20 protein-coding genes are annotated in these 24,460 nt (G+C 72.2%); 5 read left to right on the top strand and 15 right to left on the bottom strand.

The features are described from left to right. Positions 1–12 precede the first annotated feature (12 nt). Complete coding sequence (locus ACIO3O_RS24440; RefSeq protein ID WP_401749203.1) at positions 13–594, top strand: hypothetical protein; 582 nt, start codon at positions 13–15, stop codon at positions 592–594. 188 nt (positions 595–782) lie between these two features. Here ACIO3O_RS24440 and ACIO3O_RS24435 read toward each other — a convergent pair whose 3' ends face one another. Then, the gene (locus ACIO3O_RS24435) at positions 783–1,262 is read right to left on the bottom strand and encodes a hypothetical protein (protein ID WP_401749201.1); all 480 of its coding nucleotides are present in this window, start codon (positions 1,260–1,262) and stop codon (positions 783–785) included. Positions 1,263–1,586: 324 nt separating this feature from the next. On the opposite strand from ACIO3O_RS24435, the gene ACIO3O_RS24430 reads away from it, so the two are divergent. Further along, positions 1,587–2,255, top strand: a complete 669-nt coding sequence (locus ACIO3O_RS24430; protein WP_401749199.1) for a class F sortase — start codon at positions 1,587–1,589, stop codon at positions 2,253–2,255. Between the two features lie 29 nt (positions 2,256–2,284). Here the strand turns inward: ACIO3O_RS24430 and ACIO3O_RS24425 are convergent, their stop codons facing one another. Both ACIO3O_RS24425 and lysX read right to left on the bottom strand, forming a co-directional pair. Continuing rightward, a complete protein-coding gene (locus ACIO3O_RS24425; RefSeq protein WP_401749197.1) occupies positions 2,285–3,214 on the bottom strand; it encodes a polysaccharide deacetylase family protein in 930 nt (309 codons plus the stop codon). 90 nt (positions 3,215–3,304) lie between these two features. Further along, positions 3,305–6,607, bottom strand: a complete 3,303-nt coding sequence (lysX, locus tag ACIO3O_RS24420; RefSeq protein ID WP_401749195.1) for a bifunctional lysylphosphatidylglycerol synthetase/lysine--tRNA ligase LysX — start codon at positions 6,605–6,607, stop codon at positions 3,305–3,307. 142 nt (positions 6,608–6,749) lie between these two features. Here lysX and ACIO3O_RS24415 point away from each other — a divergent pair, with 142 nt between their 5' ends. Then, complete coding sequence (locus ACIO3O_RS24415) at positions 6,750–7,220, top strand: universal stress protein (protein WP_401749193.1); 471 nt, start codon at positions 6,750–6,752, stop codon at positions 7,218–7,220. Between the two features lie 18 nt (positions 7,221–7,238). Here the strand turns inward: ACIO3O_RS24415 and ACIO3O_RS24410 are convergent, their stop codons facing one another. From ACIO3O_RS24410 to ACIO3O_RS24395, 4 genes are all read right to left on the bottom strand, one after another. Then, a complete protein-coding gene (locus ACIO3O_RS24410; protein ID WP_401749191.1) occupies positions 7,239–8,885 on the bottom strand; it encodes a hypothetical protein in 1,647 nt (548 codons plus the stop codon). 39 nt (positions 8,886–8,924) lie between these two features. Next, entirely contained in the window at positions 8,925–9,854 is a 930-nt protein-coding gene (locus ACIO3O_RS24405; RefSeq protein ID WP_401749189.1) for a carbohydrate ABC transporter permease, read from the bottom strand. Next, positions 9,851–10,852, bottom strand: coding sequence for an ABC transporter permease (locus tag ACIO3O_RS24400; RefSeq protein ID WP_401749187.1), 1,002 nt, complete (start codon positions 10,850–10,852; stop codon positions 9,851–9,853). Before ACIO3O_RS24400 ends, ACIO3O_RS24405 begins: the two co-directional genes overlap by 4 nt. 183 nt (positions 10,853–11,035) lie before the next feature. After that, complete coding sequence (locus ACIO3O_RS24395; protein ID WP_401749185.1) at positions 11,036–12,268, bottom strand: CapA family protein; 1,233 nt, start codon at positions 12,266–12,268, stop codon at positions 11,036–11,038. 427 nt (positions 12,269–12,695) lie between these two features. Here ACIO3O_RS24395 and ACIO3O_RS24390 point away from each other — a divergent pair, with 427 nt between their 5' ends. Continuing rightward, positions 12,696–13,259, top strand: coding sequence for a sigma-70 family RNA polymerase sigma factor (locus tag ACIO3O_RS24390; RefSeq protein ID WP_401749183.1), 564 nt, complete (start codon positions 12,696–12,698; stop codon positions 13,257–13,259). A 279-nt stretch (positions 13,260–13,538) separates the two neighbouring features. Next, the gene (locus tag ACIO3O_RS24385) at positions 13,539–14,048 is read left to right on the top strand and encodes a hypothetical protein (RefSeq protein WP_401749569.1); all 510 of its coding nucleotides are present in this window, start codon (positions 13,539–13,541) and stop codon (positions 14,046–14,048) included. Positions 14,049–14,073: 25 nt separating this feature from the next. Here ACIO3O_RS24385 and ACIO3O_RS24380 read toward each other — a convergent pair whose 3' ends face one another. From ACIO3O_RS24380 to ACIO3O_RS24345, 8 genes are all read right to left on the bottom strand, one after another. Beyond that, entirely contained in the window at positions 14,074–15,285 is a 1,212-nt protein-coding gene (locus ACIO3O_RS24380; protein WP_401749181.1) for a sensor histidine kinase, read from the bottom strand. Between the two features lie 211 nt (positions 15,286–15,496). Further along, positions 15,497–17,242, bottom strand: coding sequence for a cation acetate symporter (locus ACIO3O_RS24375; protein WP_401749179.1), 1,746 nt, complete (start codon positions 17,240–17,242; stop codon positions 15,497–15,499). 10 nt (positions 17,243–17,252) lie between these two features. Continuing rightward, entirely contained in the window at positions 17,253–17,645 is a 393-nt protein-coding gene (locus ACIO3O_RS24370) for a hypothetical protein (protein WP_401749177.1), read from the bottom strand. Positions 17,646–17,751: 106 nt separating this feature from the next. Continuing rightward, on the bottom strand, positions 17,752–18,012 hold the full coding sequence (locus tag ACIO3O_RS24365; protein WP_401749176.1) for a hypothetical protein: 261 nt from the start codon (positions 18,010–18,012) through the stop codon (positions 17,752–17,754). Positions 18,013–18,147: 135 nt separating this feature from the next. After that, a complete protein-coding gene (locus tag ACIO3O_RS24360; protein WP_401749174.1) occupies positions 18,148–18,924 on the bottom strand; it encodes a LytR/AlgR family response regulator transcription factor in 777 nt (258 codons plus the stop codon). A gap of 354 nt (positions 18,925–19,278) precedes the next feature. Next, the gene (locus ACIO3O_RS24355) at positions 19,279–20,739 is read right to left on the bottom strand and encodes a wax ester/triacylglycerol synthase family O-acyltransferase (RefSeq protein ID WP_401749172.1); all 1,461 of its coding nucleotides are present in this window, start codon (positions 20,737–20,739) and stop codon (positions 19,279–19,281) included. Between the two features lie 186 nt (positions 20,740–20,925). Continuing rightward, entirely contained in the window at positions 20,926–22,926 is a 2,001-nt protein-coding gene (locus ACIO3O_RS24350) for a SpoIIE family protein phosphatase (RefSeq protein ID WP_401749568.1), read from the bottom strand. Positions 22,927–23,095: 169 nt separating this feature from the next. Beyond that, positions 23,096–24,394, bottom strand: a complete 1,299-nt coding sequence (locus tag ACIO3O_RS24345) for a DUF6777 domain-containing protein (RefSeq protein ID WP_401749170.1) — start codon at positions 24,392–24,394, stop codon at positions 23,096–23,098. Positions 24,395–24,460 lie beyond the last annotated feature (66 nt).

Here is a 24,460-nt window from a genome sequence, read left to right as displayed (position 1 = left end):
GGAGGAGTCTTCATGCGTGCACGTCGGTTCGCCACCACCACCGCCGCGGCCGCCCTCGGGGCCGCCGCACTGACCTGCGTCGTCGCCCCGGCCCAGGCGGCCGACGGCAACCAGGGCGCCAAGAAGGAGGGCTCGGCAGGGTTCTCCGTGTCGCCCTCCACCATCGCCGCCGGCGGGAAGGTCACCCTGGCGGCCCCCGGTTGCACCGGCCCCGCGACCGCCACCGCGGGCGTCTTCGACACCGTCGTCATCCAGCCCGGCAAGGCCCAGCAGGTGACCGTCGGCTGGGACTCCAAGCCCGGCGCGATGTACGACATCGCCTTCACCTGCGACGGCACGAAGGGCTCCGCCGCCCTGACCATCGCGGGCGGCGCGCTGCCGACGACCAGCTCGACCTCGCTGCCGTCGCGCACCACGTCGGCCGCCCCCATCACCACCGCCTCCCCCGCGCGGGGTGTGCGCGGCGGCCTCGGCGGCAGCATCGGCGGCATGGACACCACCCAGGTCGCCGGGGGTGCGGCCCTGGTGGTGCTGGCGGTGGGCGGCACGTTCTACGCGGTGCACCGCCGGGCGGCGGGCGCGCGCCGCCACTGATCGCGGCCGACGACCGCACGCCTGACCGCGGCCGAAGACCGCATGCCTGACAGCGGCTGAAGACCGCACGCCTGACCACAGCTGAAGACGGCACGTCGGCGCGCGTGCGTCCGAAGGTCACACGCCGGTGGGCCCGAGTCCTGTACGGGGACTCGGGCCCACCGGCGTGTGGGGTGCGTGCGCGGCGGTCAGGCCCGGCCGCCGACCGCGTTGCGGCGGCGCGCCACGAAGATCGCGCCGCCCAGCGCGGCCGAGGCCACCAGGCTCGCGCCGACCGCGATGTCCATGTCGCTGGGGCCGTGCGAGCCGCCGAGGCCGCCGTGCGCGCCGCGTCCGGCGAGGACGGTGAAGCGGTGGGTGGCGACCATCGCGTTGTCGCTGCACTTGACGGCCAGGTTGTAGTGGCCGGGGGTGGCGCTGTCGTTGATCCGGGCGGACGCGTAACCCTTTGACCCGGCCGACAGGCTGACGGCGGAAAAGGCGTTGGAGGTCACGGTTCCGCCGTGCCCGCAACCGGTCGCCGCGATCGAGATCGTGCTGCCCTGGTGGACCGAGTACGGATTGACCGTGACGTCGCTGGGGCCGTTGGTGGCGAACGCCGCCGGTGCCGAGAGGGCCAGGGCCGCGCAGGCGAGCGCGGTCGCCGCGTAGGCACGTGAAGCACGCATCGTAGAACCTCCATGGGAAGACGCTCCGGGGCGGTGCTCCGGGAAATTCGACGAGTACGCCTTCCATGACGAACCCTCACTTGGCCCTGTGGGACGCGCACTTCGCACTGAGCCGGATTGGTGACGTAACGGCCCGTTCCGGTGACTTCGGGGCTGACGATCCCTCAGGTGACGGCCCGTCATCTCACGGAACGTCAATTTCCGTGCCCGCCACCCGTTCGCCCTGTGCACCTCGCCGCCTCGGCACGGCGCGCTTAGCGTCCGTAGCAGAACGGCAGGACCGTGCACGGCGGGCGGGCCGGGTGCGACGAAGGGAGCGGCATCATGGGGCACCAACGGCAGGAATGGCGCGGCGCGCACCCCAGGCGGCGTGCGCCGTGGGGGGCCCTGGCGCTGGCGATGCTCACCGGCCTCGCCCTGTTGCGCAACGGCAGCGAGATCGGCTTCGGGCCGCCGCAGCCCGCGGCGGCGGCCGCCCGGGACAACGGTTCCGACGGGCCGGCGGCGCAGCGGCGGCCCTCGGGGGTGGCCCCGCTGCCGTACGCGCCCGCCTCTCGCATCCGCATCCCGGCGCTCAAGGTGGACGCGCCGACCGTGGACGTGGGGCTCGACCAGGAGGGCTGGATCGAGGCCCCTCCCCCGCAGGACGCCAACCTGGCGGGCTGGTACCAGAACGGCATCTCCCCCGGTCAGAGCGGCACGGCCGTCGTCGTCGGGCACGTCGACAACTCCACGGGACCCGCCGTCTTCTTCGGCCTGGGATCGGTGCGCAAGGGCCAGCACGTGGAGGTGGCGCGCTTCGACGGACGTACCGCCGTCTTCGAGGTGTACGGGGTGGAGGTGTACGCCAAGGAGGACTTCCCGGGCGCCCGGGTGTACGGCGACACCGGACGCCCGGAGCTGCGGGTCATCACCTGCGGCGGGGGCTACGACCGGGACAGCGGCTACGCGGGGAACGTGGTGGTCTTCGCCCGGCTGGTGGCCACCCGCTAGCCCGGGCGGCCACCGGTCCCGTACGGCGTCTACACGTCCTGCGGAACCGTGATCCGGTACCCCTGGTCCAGCAGTTCGGGCAGGTAGGTGCGCAGTGCCCGCACGGTGCCGCTGCGGTTGCCGCCCGCGTCGTGCGACAGCACCACGACGCCGGAGCCCGCTCCCGCCCGCACCCGGCGGATGATGGCCTCGCTGCCCGGTTCGGTCCAGTCGAGGGTGTCCACCGTCCAGCCGAGCGGCTCCATGCCGAGGTCCGCGCCGATCTCGAACGAGGCCCGGTTCCACGCTCCGTACGGTGCCCGGTACCAGCGGGGCGCCTCGCGCACCGCCTGCTCCACGACGTCGCTGGTGCGCTCCATCTGGGAGCGGATGCGCGAGCGCGACAGCTTGGGCATGAGCGGGTGCGACCAGGAGTGGTTGCCGATGACGTGGCCGTCGTCGATCATCTCGCGCAGCAGGTCCTGGTTGTCGACGGCCATCTCGCCGCAGACGAAGAACATGGCGCGCGCCCCGTGCCGCCGCAGCGTGCGCAGGATGTCCGGGGTGTAGCGGGGGTCGGGCCCGTCGTCGAAGGTGAGGACCATGGTGCGGCCGGGGGCGTCCATCTTCAGGAACGGCCTGCGGCGCACCGGCGGCTGCGCGGGCCGCAGTTTCGGTGCGGCGTACGCGGTCATGGGGCGCAGCCGGTACGCGGACGGCTTGAGCGGCGCCGCGGCCTGCGGCGGACCGGCGGCGAGCCGGGGCTTCGCCGAGGCCGGGGCGACCGGAGCGTCGGCCGGGTCGGCGGTCAGCACGTGCACCGTGGCCGCGGCTCCGACGCAGGCGGCGAGGCGCAGCAGGCCGCGGCGGCCCAGGAAGGAACGGCCTTCGCCCTCGCCGGACACACCTCCGCGACCGTCCCCGGCGCCCTCACCGGCACCGCCGCCATCACCGGACATCGACTGCTGATCTTCTTTCATGACTAATGCCTCGCACGCCGTGGCGTGCGAGGCATTGATCCACTCCGGGTGCGGGTCCCGATTGCACCCGTTGGAACTACGTCAGGCCGGTCAGCGGCGCACCAGCGGGAACGGCAGCGTCTCGCGGATGGTGCGCCCGGTGAGGAACATGACCAGGCGGTCGACGCCGATGCCCAGGCCGCCGGTCGGCGGCATCGCGTACTCCAGCGCGTCGAGGAAGTCCTCGTCGACCTCCATGGCCTCCGGGTCGCCGCCCGCCGCGAGCAGCGACTGCGCCATGAGGCGGCGGCGCTGCTCGACGGGGTCGGTCAACTCCGAGTAGGCGGTGCCGAGTTCCGTGCCGAAGGCGACCAGGTCCCAGCGTTCCGCGAGGCGCGGGTCCTTGCGGTGCTGGCGGGTGAGCGGGGAGACGTCGGTGGGGAAGTCCTTGTAGAAGGTGGGCAGCGTGGTGCGCTCCTCGACGAGGCGTTCGTACATCTCCAGGACGAGGTCGCCGCGGGTGTTCTCCGGAGTGTGCGGGACTCCGGCGCGGTCGCACAGGCGGCGCAGCAAGGGCTCCTCGGTGTCGGCGTCGACCTCCTCGCCGAGGGCTTCCGAGACGGCTCCGTAGAGCGTCTTGACCGGCCAGATCCCGGAGATGTCGTGCTCGACGACCTTCCCGTCGGCGTCCGTCTTGCGGGCGATCGGCGAGCCGAAGGCGGCGGTGGCCGCGCCCTGGATGAGCTCGCGGGTGAGGTCGAGCATGACGTCGTAGTCGGCGTACGCCTGGTACGCCTCCAGCATCGTGAACTCGGGGTTGTGCTTGTAGGAGACGCCTTCGTTGCGGAAGGTGCGGCCCATTTCGAAGACCTTCTCCATGCCGCCGACGCAGAGCCGCTTGAGGTAGAGCTCGGGGGCGATGCGCAGGTAGAGGTCGAGGTCGTAGGCGTTGATGTGGGTGGTGAAGGGGCGGGCGTTGGCGCCGCCGTGGATCTGCTGGAGCATCGGCGTCTCGACCTCCAGGTAGCCGCGCTCCAGGAGGCCCTGGCGCAGGCCCTGGACGACGGCCGAGCGGGAGCGGACGACCTCGCGGGCGTCGGGGCTGGCCACCAGGTCGACGTACCGCCTGCGCACCTTGGCCTCGGGGTCGGTGAGGCCGAGGCGCTTGTCGGGCAGCGGGCGCAGGCACTTGCCGGTGAGCTGCCAGTCGGTGACGAAGAGGGTCAGCTCGCCCTTCTCGGAGGTGCCGATCTCGCCGGTGACGGACACCAGGTCGCCGAAGTCGACGTCGGCGGTGAACCGGTCGAGGATCTCCGTTCCCGAGCCGTCCCGGGTGAAGGCGATCTGGAGGTCGCCCGACCAGTCGCGCAGATCGGCGAAGACGACGCCGCCGAAGTCGCGGACGACCATGACGCGGCCGGAGACGGTGGCGGTTTCGCCGGTACGGGTGCCGGGCGCGGCCGTGGGGTGGGCGGTGCGGATCGCGACGGTGGTGTGGGTGGCCGCCGGGACGCCGACCGGGTAGGGGTCGGTGCCCTCGGCGCGCAGTTTGGTGAGCTTGCGGTGGCGGATGCGGATCTGCTCGGGCAGGTGCGCGGTCGGGTCGGCGTCCACGTCGGTGGCGGGGCCGACCAGGCCGAGCGCCTCGATGGAGGGCAGGCCCGCGGTGCTGGCCGGGTTGGTGAACGTACGGCGGGGGGAATGGCCGCGGCCCCACATCTTGCGCAGGCTCGGCACCGCCACGAAGCCCTCGGCGATGCCGGAGGCCAGCGAGACCCGGGCGAGGGAGCCCGCGTCGCCGTAACAGAGGAAGCGGGGGTACCAGGCGGGCTGGTACTTCACGTTGGAGCGGTAGAGCGCTTCGAGCTGCCACCACTTGGAGAAGAACAGCAGCAGCCTGCGCCACAGCCGCAGGATCGGGCCCGCGCCGATCCGCGCGCCCTCCTCGAAGGCGGAGCGGAAGACGGCGAAGTTGAGGGAGATCCGGCGGATGCCCAGCTTGGGCACCTGGGCGCAGATCTCGGCGACCATGAACTCCATGACCCCGTTGGGGGCCTGCCGGTCGCGGCGCATCAGGTCGAGCGAGATGCCGTCCTTGCCCCAGGGCACGAAGGACAGCAGGGCGATCAGCTTGCCGTCGGCGTCGAAGGCCTCGGCGAGGAGGCAGTCGCCGTCCTCGGGGTCGCCGAGCCGGTCCAGCGCCATGGAGAAGCCGCGTTCGGTCTCGGTGCCGCGCCAGGCGTCGGCGCGGTCGATGATCTGCTCCATCTCCGCGTCGGAGAGCGCGAAGTGGCGGCGGATGCGGGTGGTGGCCCCGGTGCGGCGCACCCGGTTGACGGCCTGGCGGGTGACGCGCATGTCGCGGCCGTCGAGGTCGAAGGCGTTCACGTCGAGGATGGCCTCGTCGCCGAGCTGCATGGCGCTGAGCCCGGCCCGGGCGAACGCGGTCGCGCCCTCCTCGGAGGCGCCCATGACGGCGGGCGCCCAGGCGTACTGCTTGGCCATCTCCAGCCAGGCCTCGATGGCCTGCGGCCAGGCCGCCTTGTCGCCGACGGGGTCGCCGGAGGCCAGCGAGACGCCCGCCTCCACGCGGTAGGTGACGGCGGCGCGCCCGTTGGGGGCGAAGACGACGGCCTTGTCGCGGCGGGTGGCGAAGTAGCCGAGGGAGTCCTGGGCGCCGTACGCGGCGAGGAGGGCCCGGATGCGGGGCTCCTCGTCGCCGTGCAGGGAGGACTCCATGCGCTGCGAGCGGAAGAGGGTGGCGGCGGACGCCAGCAGGGCGAGCGCGCCGAAGAGGCCGAAGAGGAAGTAGAGGAAGCGGGGGCCGTGGCCCTCGAAGTCGCCGTACAGCACGCCGCCGAAGACGCGGACGAGCACCCAGGGCACCCGCTCGTCGCTCTTCAGGGTGCCGGGGAAGAGCGAGATCAGCCCCCAGCCGACGAGGACCGCGGCGGCCAGCGACACCACGAGGACGCCCAGCGCGCGCCGGACCGCCCCGTGCCGGGAGGCCGCGTAGAACTCGCGGCGGGCCAGGATCAGTACCACCAGCGCGGCGACGGCCACCACGGCGGACGCCAGGTGGGCCTTCCAGCCCTCGTCGACGATGAAGAGGATGTCGCCGACCAGCAGCAGCACCAGGTAGGCGACCACCAGCCACCAGGCGATCTTCTTGCGCGAGCCGACGGCGGCGGCGAGCAGGAAGAAGAACACCGCGTACGCCAGGTTCGCGCTCACCGGGACGGTGATGAACTCCAGGAGTTCGGTGAACGGCCTCACCAGTCTGCGCAGCGGCTGACTGATCGCGAGCAGGGCGCAGTACAGACCGAGCAGACCGAAGAAGGTCGCGAATCCGTCGGGCACCCTGCTGAGGAAGCGGTTGCGGCTGGTGGGAGTCTCCTCCACGCTGACACTCATGGGGCAAACTCTAGGGAGCGCGGCGACCCGACGCCTCCCGGGGTAGGGCGTTTCACCTGCGGGTGGGTGTCTTTTCGGCCCGTACGAGCTCGTGCGCGCCGCTCGTTTCGGACCGCGCGCCGTACGGGATAACCTCCGCCCTGTGACCGAACAGCCCGAACAACAGCGCCATGCCTTCGAACGCGGCACCGACGGCCCCAAGGTGATCGTCGCCGGAGTGGACGGCTCCCCTTCGTCGCTGCGCGCCGCCGCGTACGCGGGAGGGCTGGCCAGGCGGCAGAACGCGCTGCTCGCCCTCGTGTACGTCCAGCCGCTGATCCCCTCGGGGGCGGCGCTCGGCGCGCCGGTCGCCGGGACCACGGAGGAGATCGCCGAGGACCTGATCGCGGAGATCCGCCGGGCGACGGAGCGGGTGAAGGGCATCTTCGAGGTGCGCTGGGAGTTCCACACCTTCCGGGGCGACCCGTACAACGGTCTGGTCACGGCCGCCGACGAGCTGACCGCGGACGCGGTGGTGGTGGGCGCGTCGGAGTCGGCCGGACACCGGTTCGTGGGGTCGGTGGCGGTACGGCTGGTGAAGGCGGGGCGCTGGCCGGTCACGGTGGTGCCGTAACCGGCCGGGCGCGGTGGCCTACTCGCCGCTCCTGTCCATGGACTTCTGGAACTCCTTGCGCATCTTGTCCAGGCCCCGGTTCTTCCAGTCGGCCCAGAACGGCTTCCATTCCTTCATGCTCTTGCGGCCGCTGACGATGTCGTTGACCAGGTCCTTGGCGTCCGTCGACATGCGGGGGTAGTACTCGGTGTACGCGTCGGAGTAGTGGCCCGCGGTGGGCAGCGCGATGCCCATCGGGATGAGCTTCTGCTCGACGGCGTACACGTCCTTCACGTCCTGGACCCGTGCGTTGCCCTCGAACATGGAGGCCATGAGCGCGGAGGGCGAGACGGTGGCGGTCTCCATGCCGCTGCGCAGGCCCTCGACCTCCTTCTTGCCCTGGGCGGTGCGGGCGGGGAAGCCGTTCTTGTCGAAGGTGAAGTCGAGGTCGCGCGTGCCGAACTCCTGGAACTCGCGCTCCTCGGTGCCGAAGGGCGCGGCCAGGTAGTTGAGGATCGACAGGAGCATCCTGACGCGCTTCTCGTCGCCCTTCTTGATCGCCGTGTAGCCGATCGTGCCCAGGTGGAGGTGGTGGCGGGGGCCGCCGCTGCCGCCGGCGGCGAACGGCACCAGGATCTGCGAGGTCAGCTCGGGGGCGTTGATCCGCAGGTCCTTGCGGGCGTTGGTGGGGTTGGCGTAGACGCAGGCGCCGATGGAACCCTGGGCCATCTTGAGGTAGGCGTCGGCCATCTCCGGGTTGCCCGGGTAGAAGACGCCCGCCTGCTTCAGCTTGATGACGAAGTTGAGGGCTTCGGCGTACGCGTCGGTCTCCTGCCAGAAGGTCAGCGAGCCGTCCTTGGCGCGCTCCCACTTGTTGGGGGCGCCGAAGCACTGGCTCATGACGCTGACCGCGTTGTTGTAGATCGGTTCCAGGGCCCAGACCTTGCCGCCGGTGACCTCCTTGCACTTGGCGAGGAACTCGTCGGGGCTGCTCGCGGACAGTCCCTCGGCCTTGTCCCAGATGTTCGGGTTGCCGCTGTAGACCTGCCCGAAGGCGGGGTACGGGCTGGGGGCGCCCCAGATCCGGCCGTTGACGACGGCCGTCTTCCAGTGCTGGGGGGTCATGGCCGCGAGGTGCGGGTAGGCCTTGACCGCGTCGCCCGAGACCAGCTCGGTGATGTCGGCGCACTTGGCCTCCAGGAGCTGGGCGACGTGCTGGATTCCCTGGTTGGGCGGAATCCACATCAGGTCGGGCAGTGCGTCGCCCGCGACGGTCGCGGCGAACTTCTGGTCGTAGCCGGGGTCGGTGCCCATGATGACGGAGAGGTCGACGCCCAGTTTCTTGTTGAGCTGCTGCCAGTGGGCGTTGGCGTCCTGGGCGGCGGGCGGCGGGGTCCATATCTCGGTGAGCAGAGTGACCTTGGAGCCGTCGCCTGGCGGCTTGGCCACGCTGCGCACGAGGTTCTTGGGGTAGGAGAGGAATCCGGCTTCCAGGCCCTTGCTGTTGCCGGGGAGGTCGGGCTTGACGCCTTCGTAGGGGACGTACGTCGGCAGCTTGACGCTCGCCGAGGCGGCCTCGGTCTTCTTCGGGGTGGCGGAGCCGCAGCCGGTGAGCGTGGGGGCGGCGGCACCGGCGGCGACGGCCGCTCCGATACCGACGAAGGTGCGGCGGGACATGCCGTTCATGGGGATTCTCCGCAACGGGGTGAGGGAGGGGGAAGAGGTTCAGCCCTTGATGGCGCCGGTGAGTACGCCCTTGGTGAAGTACTTCTGGAGGAAGGGGTAGAGCGCCAGGATGGGCAGCAGCGCGATCATCACCACGGCCATCGAAATGGCTTGCTGCGGCGGCATGTTGGTGACGCCGAGGGCGTCTCCGGTGAGCTGTTTGTTCTGCACGACGTAGGTGCGCAGGATCAGCTGGACGGGCCATTTCCCGGAGTCGTTGAGGTAGAGCATCGCGTTGAAGAAGGCGTTCCAGTACGTCACCGCGTAGAAGAGCCCGACGACGGCGACGACGCCCTTGGACAGCGGCAGCACGATCCGGGTGAGAATGCGCCAGTCCCCCGCCCCGTCGATACGGGCGGCCTGGTACAGCTCCTCGGGGATGTTCATGAAGAACGCCCGCATGACGACCAGGTTGAAGGCGTTGACCAGGCCGGGGAGGATCAACGCCCAGTAGGAGTCGAGGAGTCCGAGCTCCTTGACGACGATGTACATCGGGATCATGCCCGGCGCGAACAGCAGGGTGAACAGGACCAGCAGCAGGACCGGCTTGCGGCCCGGCACGCCCGGCTTGCTCAGCGCGTAGGCGAGGGTGATCGTCGTCAGCAGCGAGAGGCTGGTGCCGACGGCGGTGATGCCGACGCTGACCAGGACGGCACGGGTGATCAGCCCGCCGGACAGGATGGTCCGGTACGCCTCCAGGGTGGGCTCGGTGGGGAAGAGGACAAAGCCGCCGGCCGCGGTGATCTCCTCGCGGGAGGCGAGGCTGGTGGACAGGACCACCAGGAACGGCAGCACCATCACGGCGACGATGACGGCGATGACGACGGCCTTGGTGGCGTTGCCGACCGGGCCCGGAGGTTCCTCCCAGGCGGGCCGCCGGTCGGGGACGCGTTGTTGACGGCGCGTCAGCGGGGGTATGCCGAGGGTCACTTGCTGTACACCCCTTGCTCTCCGAAGGCGTGGGCGGCCTTGTTGGCACCCCAGATCATCAGGGCGCCGACGACGCCCTTGACCAGTCCGGCGGCGGCGCCGATGCCCCAGTCGCCGTAGACCACGCCGTGGTAGAAGACGTACGTGTCGAGGACTTCGGCGGCGCGGGCGCCGACCGCGTCGCGTTGCAGCAGGAATTGTTCGAAGCCGACGCTCAGGACGTCGCCGAGGCGCAGCACCAGCAGCAGGACGGTGACGCTGCGGACGGCGGGCAGGGTGATGTGCCACATGCGCCGCCAGCGGCCGGCGCCGTCGACGGCCGCCGATTCGTACAGGCTCTGGTCGACACTGGCGAGCGCCGCCAGGTAAATGATCATTCCCCAGCCGACGTCCTTCCAGATCGCCTGCGCGGTGATCAGCAGGGGGAAGGTGTCGGGGTTGGTCATCAGGTCCCAGGGCTGCATTCCGTGGTCGCGCAGGAAGTTGTTGAGCAGTCCCGCACCGCCCAGGACCTGCTGGAAGAGGGCGACGACCAGGACCCAGCTGATGAAGTGCGGCAGGTAGACGATGCTCTGCACGAAGCGCCGGGTGCGTCCGCTGATCAGGCTGTTGACCAGCAGGGCCAGAGCGAGGGGGGCGGGGAAGAACAGCAGCAGTTGGAGCAGGGCGAAGACCAGGGTGTTGCGGACGGACTCCCAGAAGGCGGGGTCGGCGAACAGTTCCTGGAAGTTGGCCAGGCCGGTGAAGGCGCTGTCCTGGAAGCCGATGAACGGCTGGTAGTCCTGGAAGGCGATGACGTTGCCCAGCATGGGCACGTAGAAGAAGACCAGGAAGAAGGCCAGGCCGGGCACCATCAGGGCGAGCATCACCCCGTGGTTGCGCAGCCGGACGCGCAGGGGGACGCGCCGGTTCGTCGGTGGCGGACTCGGGCGGTCGTCCTCGGACGGCGTGTCGGGCCGTGGCCTCTTCTTCGTTACAGGCGTTGCAGGGGATGTCACACGTGCTCCCTGGCGTCACGGCATGAGGCGGCGAGGCGGAAGGCCCCCTTTACTAAAGGAGCTTTCCGAATGGAGTGGCCACATCATGGGCGCGCCCGGGAGACGCGTCAACAGTCAGAAGTGAATGCGCAGTTGGACTTTTGCCTTCACTTCCGGTCGCATTTCATGCTGCCCCTTCTGCCGTCAATGACCCATCGTCAGGCCGTACTTGGCGGCACCCCGACTGAGGACAACGCGGCGGATGTGCGCCCGGGTCTCGCCGTAACCGGAGTCCGGGGAGCCGAGGTTGAGGACCCGGTTGGAGTTCAGGTCGAAGAACTGCGGGACGAACTCCGCCTTCTTGACCTCCCAGCGCCTGCCGGGGGCCGCGGGCGGGGCGAAGGTGAAGCGGCCGATGCTGCTCATGTTGCCGCGGTCGTCCTGGGCGCCGGAGTGGTTGAACATGGTGCCCGCGACCTGGTCGCCCATGCCGTAGATGATGTACGTCCCGTTGACCTTCTCGTAGGCCTGCGGGACATGGGCGTGCGTGCCCAGGATCAGGTCGATGTCCGGGCGTCCGGCGGTGGCCGAGGCGGTCAGCGCACGCCCCAGGGAGATCTGCTTCTCGTCGGGTTCGTCCTGCCATTCGGTGCCCCAGTGCAGCGAGACCACGACCACGTCGGCGCCCGCCTTCCGGGCGGCCCGCGCATCCGCGACGATCTTGGCGCGGTCGATGAGATTGACCGCCCAGGGCTGGCCGTCGGGGAGCGGGTAATCGTTCGTGCCGTACGTGTAGGCCAGCTGGGCGACCTTGGCGGTGCCGGCCTTCAGCAGCGCCGGACGTGCGGCTTCGGCCGCGGTGCGGGCCGAGCCCGCGTGGGCGATTCCGGCCTTGTCCAGGGCGCCGAGGGTGCGGCGGATTCCGGCGCGGCCGTCGTCGAGGGTGTGGTTGGAGGCGGTGGAACAGGAGTCGTAGCCGGTGGCGCGCAGCCCGGCGGCGACCTGGGGCGGGGAGACGAACGCCGGGTAGCCGCTGTAGGGGCCGTCCGGTCCTCCGTACACGGTCTCCATGTGACAGATCGCCAGGTCGGCCCGCGCGACGACGGACTTGACGCCCGCGAGCATCGGTGCGAAGTCGTAGCCGTCGCCGCCCGCGTCCGTGCGGCCCTGGCGGATGATCGAGTCGTGCGGGAGCACGTCGCCGGAGGCGACCAGCGTGAAGCCGCGCTGCGGGGTGGCGGGGGCTCCGGGCCTGGGGGTGGTCTGCTTCCTGGCCGCCTGCTGCGTCGCGGGCGGCGAGGTGGTGGTGGGGGCCGCGGTGCAGGCGGTGGCCCCGAGCACCAGGGCGGCGACCGCCGTCACGGCGTGCCGCCGCCGGGCGACGCGCCGGGCCGGAACGGGGGCTGTCGGGGACGGCAACACCGTGCGCTGCTTCATCGGATCGGCTTCCCTCGGGTGTCTGTTGCATAGGGCGAAAGAGCGTTTCGAACATGTGCCGGACATGCGCAAAGAGAATCCACCCGGGCGCACCCGTGAAGTCAAGGACCTTTACCGCCAACTGAGGGCAAGAGCGCCCGAACGGCCCCGAAGCGGGCCACCGCTCGACCCGCGCGGGCCGCCGACCGTTCGTCGTACCACTCGTCGCACGGCTCGACCGTTCGTCGCACGCACCGGCCTCCTGCTCGCACGCCGCGCACCGCCTGCCAGCACTGGCGCACACCGACGGTTATCTTCGCCCCTGAACTCGGCCCGGTTGTGATGGCCATCACCCGACCCGGCCCGTCCCTTCCGTCACTCCCTGCTCGCCCTTCCCGACAGTCCCCTTCCGCCCCTCCCTGCCCGCTCGCCCGAAGGAGCGTCAACGGTGACCCTCTCCCCGTCCCTTGTCCCCCGCACCGACGAACGCGCCCTCGCCGCGCTCCAGCGCGAGCACGGCAAGGCGCTCTTCGCCTTCCTGCTGGGCCTCACCCACGGAGACCGGCAGCGCGCCGAGGACCTCGTCCAGGAGACGCTGGTCCGGGCCTGGCAGCACCCGGAGGCGCTCGCCAGCGACCACGACTCGATGCGGCCCTGGCTGTTCACGGTCGGTCGGCGGCTCGCGATCGACGCCCGGCGCGCCCGCCGGGCCCGCCCCCGCGAGGTCACGGCCGAGGTGCTGGACCACTCCCCCGTGCCGGTCGACCTCGCGGAGCGTTCGGCCACCGAGCTGGATGTGCGACAGGCGGTGCGGGCGCTGCGCACGGAGCACCGGGAGGTGTTGGTGCAGGTGTACTTCCGGGGGCGCTCGGTGGCGGAGGCGTCCAGCGAGCTGGGCATTCCGGAGGGAACCGTCAAGTCCCGTACGTATTACGCGCTCCGGGCATTGCGCACCGTGCTGCCGGGGTACGACGTCGGGGTCGGCGGGCGCGCGGAACGGGGTGCGGCCTGAGTCCGGAGTGCCTTTCGCGCGCGCGGGGCCGAAACCGCGTGCGTCACATGCGTACCGGCGGTACACCTCTTTCTCCCACGCCACGGGTTCGGCGCGACGATTTCGAAAGCACGCCGTCAAGTTCGGTAAAGACGCCCCGCCAAACCCCTCTCAGCGTGAAAGCTCTTCGCCGGGGCCCCCGTCCGGAGTCCCGGATACCGCAAGCTCGACCGGAGAAGGTGGAATGCTGTGCTGCCCGAGAGCGCCAATGGCACCGGCGGAAGCGGCCTTGCCGTACCCATGGCATGGCTGTACGCCGAGTACATCGCCGACGAGCTCCTGCGCACCGGGCAGTTGATCCCGCCCGGCACGCTGGAGTTCCGCGCGGGGCGCGAGGCACTCGCGCTGACCGTGTACCTGTCGGACTCCACGGACGAGCTGTCCGGGGTCGGAGTGATCTCCCAGCTCGACGAATGGCTGTCGCTCACGGCGTACGGCCATCCGTGGGAGCAGTGGGTACGGGAATGCTTCGCGGCCCGCGCCGATCGGGGCGACGGCGGCCCGGACCTGGAGCTGGCCAGGGCGTCCTGGCAGTGGCTGGAGTCGACGGAGCTGCTGGCCACGGACCTGGGCGGCACGGGCGTCGAGGCGGGTCTCGCGGCGCGCGACGACGACGCTGCCACCGGTGGGGGCGATGACGGTCCCGGGCTGCCGGAGCTGGCGGACCTGGTCGACGAGAACGCGCGGGTGTGGCTGCCGGCGTGGCAGCTGGGGCTGCCGCTGGGGCACCTGTCGGTGCACCTCTTCTGAGCCCCGTCAGCTCTTCTGGGTCCCGTCAGCCCTCCGCGCGCGGTGAACTGTGCACCCCCGCGCGGTACTTGGGGATGCGCACCGTGATCCTCATGCCCGCGCCGACGGCCGTCTCGACGACGATGCCGTAGTCGTCGCCGTAGACCTGGCGCAGCCGCTCGTCCACGTTGGACAGGCCGATGCCCGCGGTGGCGGGCTCCTGTCCGGCGAGGATGCGGCGGAGCCGGTCGGGGTCCATGCCGACGCCGTCGTCCTCGATGGTGACGATGGCCTCGGCGCCCGCGTCCTGGGCGGCGAGGGTGATCCGGCAGTCCTCCCGGGAGTCCTCCAGGCCGTGCTTGACGGCGTTCTCCACCAGGGGCTGGAGGCAGAGGAAGGGCAGGGCGACGGGCAGCACCTCGGGGGCGATCTGGAGGGTGACCTTGAGCCGGTCGCCGAAGCGGGCCCCGGCCAGCGCCAAGTACTGCTCGATGCAGCGCAGTTCGTCGGCGAGCTGGGTGAAGTCGCCGTGGCGGCGGAAGGAGTAGCGGGTGAAGTCGGCGAACTCCAGGAGGAGTTCGCGGGCCCGTTCCGGGTCGGTGCGGACGAAGGAGGCGATGGCGGCGAGGGAGTTGAAGATGAAGTGCGGGGAGATCTGCGCGCGCAGCGCCCGTATCTCCGCCTCCACGATCCGGGTGCGGGAATGGTCCAGCTCGGCCAGCTCCAGCTGTACGGAGACCCAGCGGGCGACTTCGGTGGCGGCCCGCACCAGGACCGCCGACTCCCGCGACCCGTAGGCGACCAGGGCGCCCAGCACGCCGTCCTCGCCGGTGAGCGGGGCGATGACGGCCCATCGGAGCGGGCAGGAGGGGTCGTCGCAGGCGGTGTGGACGCAGGTGCTGCGGCCGGAGTCGAGCATCTCGGCGACCTTGAGCATCACCGTCTCCTGGTGGTGGGCGGCACCGGGGCCGTCCCAGGCGAGGACGGTGGTGCGGTCGGTGAGGCAGAGGGTCTCGGTGCCGAGGAGGGAGCGCAGCCGGCGGGCGGCCTTGCGGGCGGTGTCCTCGGTGAGCCCGGCGCGCAGCGGGGGTGCGGCGAGGGAGGCGGTGTGCAGGGTGAGGAAGGTGGCGCGCTCGACGGGGGTGCCGAGGTCGAGGTTCTTCTCGGCGCGGCGGGCGGAGAGGCGACCGAGAGCGATGCCTGCGGCGAGGAGCAGTGCTCCGGCCGCGGCGAGAGCGGCGATCTCGTTGATGGTCACTGCTCTGCTCCTGGTGCGGTGCTCCGGTTGGTGATCGCTGGTCTGCGCTGCGAGCGGCGCGCTCGGCTGGTGGGTACTGGTCTGCGCCGTGAGCGGTGCACTCGGCCTGGCGCACTGCTCCGCGATGCGAGCGGTGCTCTGCCGCGGGATGTGAGCGGTGCTCTGCCGCGCGAGCAGCGGCCCGTCCCGCGAGCAGTGCTCTCGCATCCGGTCACCGCTCCGCCTCCGGAGCAGTGCTCCCGGTCTGTTTGGGTGTCAGTTCTTCCGGCAGGTGCAGCCGGGCCAGGATGGCGGCCGTGCCTGCCGGTATGCGGCTGCGCGTCGCGAGGGACACCAGCACCATCGTCAGGAAGCCGAGCGGCACCGACCACACCGCGGGCCAGGCGAGCAGGGAGTACGCCCAGCCGGAGGCCGGGATTCCGGCCCGGGTCGCCATGACCGCGGTGAGCGCCGCCCCGCCCCCGACGACCAGCCCCGCCGCCGCCCCCGGCGGAGTCAGCCCCCGCCACCAGATCCCCAGCACCAGCAGCGGGCAGAACGACGACGCCGACACCGCGAACGCCAGCCCCACCGCGTCCGCCACCGGCACCTCCGCCGTCACCGCCCCCAGCGCCAGCGGCACCGCCATGGCCACCACCGTCGCCAGCCGGAAGTGCCGCACCCCGCGCGAGGGCAGCACGTCCTGCGTGAGCACTCCGGCCACCGACATGGTCAGCCCGGAGGCCGTGGAGAGGAACGCGGCGAACGCCCCGCCCGCGAGGAGCGCCCCCAGCAGGTCGCCGCCCACTCCCCCGATGAGCCGTTCCGGCAGGACGAGCACGGCGGCGTCGGCGTCCCCGGTCAGGGCCAGTTCGGGAGCGTAGATCCTGCCCAGGACCCCGTACACCGGCGGCAGCAGGTAGAACACGCCGATCAGGGCGAGGACGACGAGGGTGGTGCGGCGGGCGGCGGTGCCGTGGGGGCTGGTGTAGAAGCGCACGGCGACGTGCGGCAGGCCCATGGTGCCGAGGAAGGTGGCGAGGATGAGCCCGTAGGTGGCGTACAGCGGGTGTTCCTCGCGGCTGTCGGCGAGGGGCTCGGACCAGATGGCGGCCCCGGTGGCGTGGGTGTCGCGCTGTTCGGGGACCTCCGCCCCGGCGGGGAAGCGCAGGGTGGTGCCGGAGGAGATCCGGTGCGAGCCGCTGTCGAGGGTGAGGCTGCCGTTGACGTACGGCCGGTCGTCGACGGTGCCCGAGGCGGTGAGGGTGAGGGGCCGGTCGAGTTCGATCCGTACGGTCTCCTGGAAGCGTACGGACGTGTGCTCGCGGAAGGTGGCGGGGGCGTCGAAGCGGGCCCTGGGGGCGTCGTCGCCGAACCAGGCCCCGGCCAGGAACAGGGCGGGCACCAGGAGCGCGGTCAGCTTCAGCCAGTACTGGAAGGCCTGCACGAAGGTGATGGAGCGCATGCCTCCGGCGGCGACCGCACCGGTCACGACGACGGCGACGACGAGCCCGCCGACCCATCCCGGCGCGCCGGTGAGGATCTCCAGGGTGAGCCCGGCGCCCTGGAGCTGGGGCAGCAGGTACAGCCATCCGATCCCGACGACGAACAGGCTGGCCAGTTTGCGCACCGGCGGTGATTCGAGCCGGGCCTCGGCGAAGTCGGAGAGGGTGTACGCGCCCGAGCGGCGCAGCGGGGCGGCGACCAGGAGGAGCAGGACGAGGTATCCGGCGGTGTAGCCGACCGGGTACCAGAGCATCTCGGGGCCCTGGAGGAGGACGAGGCCCGCGATGCCGAGGAAGGAGGCGGCGGAGAGGTACTCGCCGCTGATCGCGGCGGCGTTGAGGCGGGGGCCCACCGTGCGCGAGGCGACGTAGAAGTCGGAGGTGGTGCGGGATATGCGCAGTCCGAGGGCACCTATGAGGAGGGTGACGAGGACGACGACGGTGACGGCCGCGACGGCGTACGCGTGGTTCATGAGGGGTGGGTCAACGGCCTTCCACGAGGCCGCGGAAGTCCCGTTCGTTGCGCTCGGCCCGGCGGACGTACCAGCGGGCGATCAGCCACATCACCGGGTAGACGACGACGCCGAGCACCAGCCACAGGTGGGGTCCGGGCGCGAGGGGTGTGCCGGTGAGGACGCGCGGGAGCTGGAGGAGCAGGGGCAGCGCACCGACCAGCAGGGTGAGCGCGCCGAGGCCGAGGAGGGCGGTGCGCAGCTGACTGCGCATCAGGGAGCGGACGTAGGTGGCGCCCAGCGGCGTCTGCTCGCTGATCTCGGAGCGGGCGGGCGCGTGCCCCGGCGCACGGCTGCCGGGCTTCCTGCCCGCCCGGGGCACACCGGTCACGGTCTCGCGGCGGGGGCGCGGGGCTGCGGGCATGGGTGCGGGCTCCGGGTCGTTCGGGTACGGGATCTCGGCGGTGGTCCGGGGGCTGCTGGAGTCTATGCAGAGGTGCCGGTCAGGGGGTAGGCCGAGGACCGGGGGTTCAGGGGCGGCCGGGGGCGTTCAGGGCGATCTCCAGTTCCACGTACGACTGCTCCGCACGCCGGAAGGCGACCTCCAGGGCGGCGGCGGTACGGGGTGAGGCGTACGGCTGGGCAGACTCCTGGACCTCGTACAGCACGTCGGCCCAGCGCGCGGCGGCGCATTTGATCCGGGTGAGGAGGGCGTCGAGTTCGTCCGGGGCGCGGGGGTGGATCGCGGGCAGGGCATGCAGCTCCGCGAGCAGCGCTTCGACTTCGGACATCCCGCTCCCTCACCCTGTGGTTGAGGGTCAGAGTAGGGGTGCGGGGGCGGGATGCGGGTGGCGGTTCGCTCTGTGGTGGTGGTGCGTCGGTGAACGGTGCGGGACACGCGCCGGGCGGTCGTGCGGGCCGGTGCGCTAGCGGCTTCCGCCGGCCCGGCGCATCAGCAGTTCGCGCAGTTCGCGGGCGTGGCGGCGGCTGACGACGAGTTCGGCGTCGGCGACGCGCACGGTGGTCGTACCGCCGTCCAGGCGCAGTTCCTCGATGCGGCTGAGGGCGACGAGGTGGCGGCGGTGTATCCGTACGAAACCGCGGGAGGCCCAGCGCTCCTCCAGGGTGGACAGGGGGATGCGGACGAGGTGGCCGGGGCCCGGGGCGAGGGTGTGCAGGCGGGCGTAGTCGCCGTGGGCCTCGACGTAGGCGATGTCGGCGATGGGCACGAAGCGGGTGACGCCGCCGAGTTCGACCGGGATCTGGTCCTGCGGGGCGGGCGTCTCCTTGGGGACGCGCGGCGCGGGCGCGCTGGACACTCCGGCGGCGACACGGCGCACGGCCTCGGCGAGGCGTTCCCGGCGTACCGGCTTGAGAACGTAGTCGACGGCCTTCAGGTCGAAGGCCTGGACGGCGAAGCCCTCGTGGGCGGTGACGAACACGATGAGCGGGGGCCGGGCGAACCCGGCGAGGAGGCGGGCGACGTCGAGGCCGGTCAGCCCGGCCATGTGGATGTCGAGGAAGACGACGTCGATGGCGTCGGCGCCGTCGGGCCCGGCGTCGAGGGCCCGGTTGATCCGCAGCAGGGCCTCGGTGGCGTCGGTGGCGCCCTCGGCGCTGGTGATGCGGGGGTCGGCGCGCAGGAGGTAGAGGAGTTCCTCCAGGGCGGGCTTTTCGTCGTCGACGGCGAGGGCGCGGAGCATGGGGACACGGTACGGGCCGCTGGGGCGCGGGGCGGGGCTGGGTGGGGTGGGGGCGGGTCGGGTCGGCACCCGGTGCCGAGGCGGGTTCCCGTGCGGGTGCGTCGTGGCTGGTCGCGCAGTTCCCCGCGCCCCTGACATGCCTGCCCTTCGGGCGGCATGTCAGGGGCGGGCGGCATGTCAGGGGCGCGCCAGCATCACTGCGCACGCGCCAGCACCCCAACTCGCGCCAGCAACTCAGCCCGCGCCAGGCACTTCAGCCCGTCCGGCGTTTGAGGACGCGCGGGCGCAGCCCGTGCAGGGGGCGAGGGGCGTAGCCCCCTCAGGAACAGCAGCCCACCACCCAGCCCCGCGGGTTTAGGTGAAGGGGCGGGGCTGGGGACCGGTCCGGACCTCAGCCCCGACCGCCCGCACCAGAACCGCCAACTCCTCCCCCACGCACCCCGCCAACCGATCCCCGTCCGGCACCGCCTTCCCGTCGGCGACCACCCCCACCTGCACCTGCCCGCCGTACGTGGAGAGCGCGACCGCAAGGGACTGCCCCCGGGCCAACGGGGCCATCGGATAGACCGCCCGCAGCGGACGCCCGCCCAGGGACAGCTCCGTCCGGGGCAGCGGCACACTCGTGACCAGCACGTCGAAGAGGGCACGGGCCGCACTCCCCGCCAGCGGCGCGCCCAACTTGCTCGCGAAGGCGGGGAGTTGGTCGGCCAGCAGCGCCACCGCCCCGGCCCCCCGCGACGGCCCCGCCGCCTTGTTCCGCGCCATGCCGTCCCGGACGACGGCCAGCCGCACCAGCGGGTCCGGTTCCGTGACGGGCAGGGAGAGGAGGTATGCGGAGAGCAGGTTGCCGGAGGCGGCGGACCCACCCCCCGGCCGCCGCCGTGACACCGGCACCAGCGCCCGCGGGTCGCCTCCTGCCGGTTCCCCCCGCTCCCCCATCCAGCGCCGCAGCGCCCCCGCCACCACCGCGAGCAGTACGTCGTTGGCGGTGCCGCCGCAGGCCCGGCGGACCCGGTGCACGTCGTCCAGGTCGAGCGCCGCCGTGGTGAGCCGTCGCGTGCCGCTGGACCGGGCGGCGAGCGCGTCCGGGCCGCCGCCCGGCAGCGGCAACAGCGTGTGCAGGCGGCCCGCCCGCACCACGGACGCCCCGATGCCCAGCACCTGCCCGACCTCGCCGAGCCGGTCGCGGGCGAGCCCCACCGCACGCCCCGGCCCGGGGAAGCGGGCGGGCGGCACCTGCGGGCGGGTCGTGCGCGCCCGTACCGGACGGGCCTTCGCCCCCGCGATCTGGTCGAAGATCCCGGCGCCGATCGCGACCGCCCGCATGCCGTCGGCCAGCGCGTGGTGCAGCTTGACGAGGACGGCGCACTCGCCGCCCCGGTCGGCGGTCAGGACGTACATCTCCCACGGCGGCAGCCCGCGTGCGAGCGGACGCTCCATCAACTCACCGGCGAGCAGGGCGGCTTCGGCGGCGAAGCCCTCGGCGGGCAGCAGGATGCGCCGCACGTGACGGCGTACGTCGAAGTCCTGCGCGGCGACCCACGCGGAACCGCCGAGGGGCAGCCAGGTGTTCCGTACGGACAGGCGGAGCCGGGGTATCGCGGCGGCGCGGGCGGCGAGCAGATCGAGGAGGTCCTCGCCGTCCGGGGAGTCCTCGTCACCGCCGAAGAGGGCCAACGCACCCAGATGCATGGGGTGTTCGGCGGATTCGAGATGCCAGAACGCCAGGTCGAGCGGGGCCAGCAACTCGGCACTGACGGCGCTCTCAGCACTCTCGGCGCCCTCAGCAGTCTCGGCGCTCGTCTCGATGGTCAAGGAGCCCTCACGTCGTCGAAGATCGGCGGAGCCGCGACCCAGGGGTGACGGACCGGGCCGTGAGCCGGGGAGCACGCAGCCCGGGGCCGCGAAGCCCGCAGTCAATCGCGACCGGTCGGTTACGGTCAAGTACGTCCAGTACGCGGACAGTTACCGACCGCACGCGAGACATCCGGCCAACTCGCCTCATACACCGCCATGTTGTCCACCACGTGACGGCACGATGAACTCGCACCACAGCGCCTTGCCCTCGCCCCTCGGCTCCACGCCCCACACGTCCGCGAGCCGGTCCACCAGCAGCAGCCCGCGTCCGGACACCGCCGCGTCGCCCGCCTCCCTGCGGCGCGGCAGGGCGCTGGAACCGTCGGCGACCTCGACGCGCAGCCTGCGCTCGGGGGCGTCCAGGATGCGTACGGTGAGCAGGGCCCCGCCGTCGGTGTGCATGAGGGCGTTCACCATCAGCTCGTCGGCGGCGAGTTCGATCTCGTCGCCGCGGCCCTCGGCACCCCAGGCGCGCACCGCGGCCCGGATCATCTGCCGGGCCGAGGCCAGCGACTCGGGGTCGCCCGGGGCGACGTGCTGCTGGAGGCGGCCGCCCGCGCGGGGCGCGTCGGCGGTCCGGCGGCGCAGCAGGAGCAGGGCCACGTCGTCGCCGCCGTCGCGTTCGTCGACGGACTCGCAGAGCCGGTCGGCGAGTTGCTGGATGTCGCGGGGGCCCTCGTGGACGAGGTCGGCGAGGGCCTGGAGTCCGTCGTCGAGGTCGGCGCCCGGCTGCTCCACGAGCCCGTCGGTGTACAGGATCAGTGTCTGCCCCGGGTCCAACTCCCGTGTGCTGACCGGGTATTCGAGCTGTCCGAACTCCGCGGACAGACCCAGCGGCAGCCCGCCCTCGACGGGTATCCGGCGGCACGACCCGTCGGCGAGCCGCACCAGCGGGTCCATGTGCCCGGCGCGGACGAGCTGGACGACGCCCGTGGTGAGGTCGATCTCGGCGTACGTGCAGGTGGCGAAGCGGTCGGTGTCCAGCTCGTGCAGGAACCCGGAGGCGCGGGCCATGACGGTGGCGGGGGTGTGTCCCTCGGCGGCGTACGCCCGCAGCACGATGCGCAGTTGGCCCATGACGGCGGCCGCGTGGGTGTCGTGTCCCTGGACGTCGCCGATGACCGCGCCGACCCGGCCGCCGGGCAGCGGGATGACGTCGTACCAGTCGCCGCCGACGTCCTGCCCGTCGCGCGCCGAGCGGTAGCGGACGGCGACGTTGGCTCCGGGGACGGTGGGCACCCGCCGGGGCAGCATGGCCTGCTGGAGGTTCTCGGCGAGGTCCTTCTCCTGCTCGTACAGCATGGCCCGTTTGAGGCTCTGCGCGATGCTGGAGCCGAGCGCGATGAGGAGGTTCCGCTCGTCGGCGTTGAAGCCGCACTTGCCGCTGTAGAGCAGCCCGAGCGCGCCGATGGGGCGGGCCTGCGCGATCAGCGGGAGGTACGCGGCCGAGCTGACCTGGAACTTCGAGACGTGCTCCCACAGCCGGGGGTAGGCGGCGGCGAAGGCCTCCCCCGACTCGATGAAGCGCGGTGTCAGCGTGCGCACCACCTCGCTCATCGGGTAGGCGGCGTCGTCGATCCGGGTGTAGCGGGTGCCCGGCATGAACTCCGGCCCCTCGGCGACCAGCCGGATGCGGCCCGCCTCGACCAGGCCCATGACCAGGGACGACGACTGGAACCTGCCCAGTTCGTGGGCGTCCTTGAGGACGTCGATGACGTCGCGGACGCTGCGGGCGTGCGCGAGGGCCGCGGTGGTGTCGGCGACGACTCCGGTGCCGCCGTGCCGGGCGGTGTCCTGCTCGGTGCGCGCGGCGAGGTCGTCGAGCTCGCGGGTGGCGTCGCGCACGACGCCGATGATCCGGTACGGGCGGCCTGCCGCGTCGCGGCGAATCACCCCCTGGGTGTGCCCCCAGCGCAGCGAGCCGTCGCGCAGACGGACCCGGAAGTACGAGCCGTACGAGGCGGCGCCGCTCTTCAGCGCCTGCGAGACGACGGCGTCCATCCGTTCGCTCTCGCCCGGGGCGACCTTGGCGAACAGGGCCGAAGGGGTGCCGTCGTACTCGCCGGGTCGCAGGTCGAAGACCTCCAGGGCGGAGTCGTCGAGGTCCAGGTGCGACTGGTCGAGGTCCCAGTCGAAGATCCCCATGTGGTTGAGCGCGAGGGCGGCCCCGGTCGGTACGGGCCGGTCCGGGTGGGGGCCGGCCGGTGCACCGGCGGTGCGGTCCGGACGGGGGGCCTCCTGGGCGGGGGCGGACTCGACCGGCCCGTCCGGGGGTGGGGTTCCGGGCAGGCCGGTCCGCCGGTCGGGCGGCGGGTCAGCCACCGTCCGGTCCGGGCTCGGTCCCGGTCTCCCACTCGGGGTCGGAGTCCGGGTCCGAGGGCAGCTGGAGCGCCGTGCTGTGGTTCGGCGTCGGGGTGGGGCAGCCCGACGGTACGAGCAGGGGCGTGGCCGGAGCCGGGACGCCCGGGGTGAGCGTGGGGCAGGGGGTGGTGGGCGACGGAACCACGGGCGCGTCGGTGTCGGACGTGGACTCCGACGGCGTGTCCGACGGGGTGTCCGACCTCGTGTCCGACGGGGTGTCGGACTCCGAGGGGGTGTCGCCGGTGCCCGGCTCGGTGGACCCGGATTCGGTGGTCCCCGGCTCGGTGGAGCCGGACTCCGTGGACCCCGGCTCCGTGCTCTGCGACTCCGAGGTGCCCGGCGTCTTCTCCTCGTCACGGCCCGGCGTCTGCTCCCGGCCGTCCTCCGGCTCACCGGCCCGCTGGTCGCCCAGCTCGTCCGGGGCCGGGGGGTCCGACAGCTTGGCGTCCGCCGGGGGCTTCCTGTCCTTCTCGCCCTCGGAGCCGGTCTCGCGCTCGATCCAGGTGTTGTTGACGACGTTCACGATGGTCAGGTTGTTGATGACGACCGGCGCGGGCGTGACCACGACGACCTCGGTGGGCCGGTACCCCTTCCACGGCTGCCCCTTGTGGGACACCGTGCCCTGCACCACGGTCGGCGGGAGCAGCGGGTTTCCGCAGGCGCACCGCACGCGCGGCATGCCGTTCGCGTCGACCATGACGGCGGTGCCCGCCTGGAGGACGGACTGGAAGGAGGTGAGGGAGCCGCTGCTGAAGCCGTGGTTGGTGACGCGCGTGTCGGCCCGCAGCACGACGGGGGTGAGTCCGCGCAGGAAGCGCGGGATCGCCGCGAGGTCGATGCGGCTGGCGTCGGCGAAGGCGCGCGCCTTCGCCTGGTCGGCGCCGGACCCGGTGAGGTAGCGGATCTGCTGCTCGACGTCGCAGCTGGAGACGGACTGCGTGCCGCCGTAGAGCCCGGGCGTCCCGCCGGAGACCCGCTGCACGCGCCGTACCGAGGCGGACGGGGAGGCGCTCGCCGTCCGGGTGGGGGCGGGGGTGGTCGTGGAGGGCAACGGCGTGGTGGTCTTCGCGGTCGACTCCGTGAACGGATCGGGCCCGTGTGCGGCAACCGGCTGAAGCAGTACGTCCTGACCGCCGACGTCCGTGGTGTCGCCGGGGCCGGAGCTGCCGGAGCCGCACCCTGCCACCAGCAGCCCCAGGGACACGGCCGACACCGCTGTCACCACGGTGTGGCGACGCTTGGATGAGTGCACGCGGCTCTCCCGTCCTCTTTCCTCGCCCAGCCCGTCCCAGCGCACCGGCCTCGCTGAAACGTACGA

This window comes from Streptomyces sp. NPDC087440 (assembly GCF_044744005.1).
Taxonomy (GTDB): Bacteria; Actinomycetota; Actinomycetes; order Streptomycetales; family Streptomycetaceae; genus Streptomyces.
The sequence above is the reverse complement of the archived record's forward strand: the minus strand, read 5'-3'. Positions and strand labels throughout refer to the sequence as shown.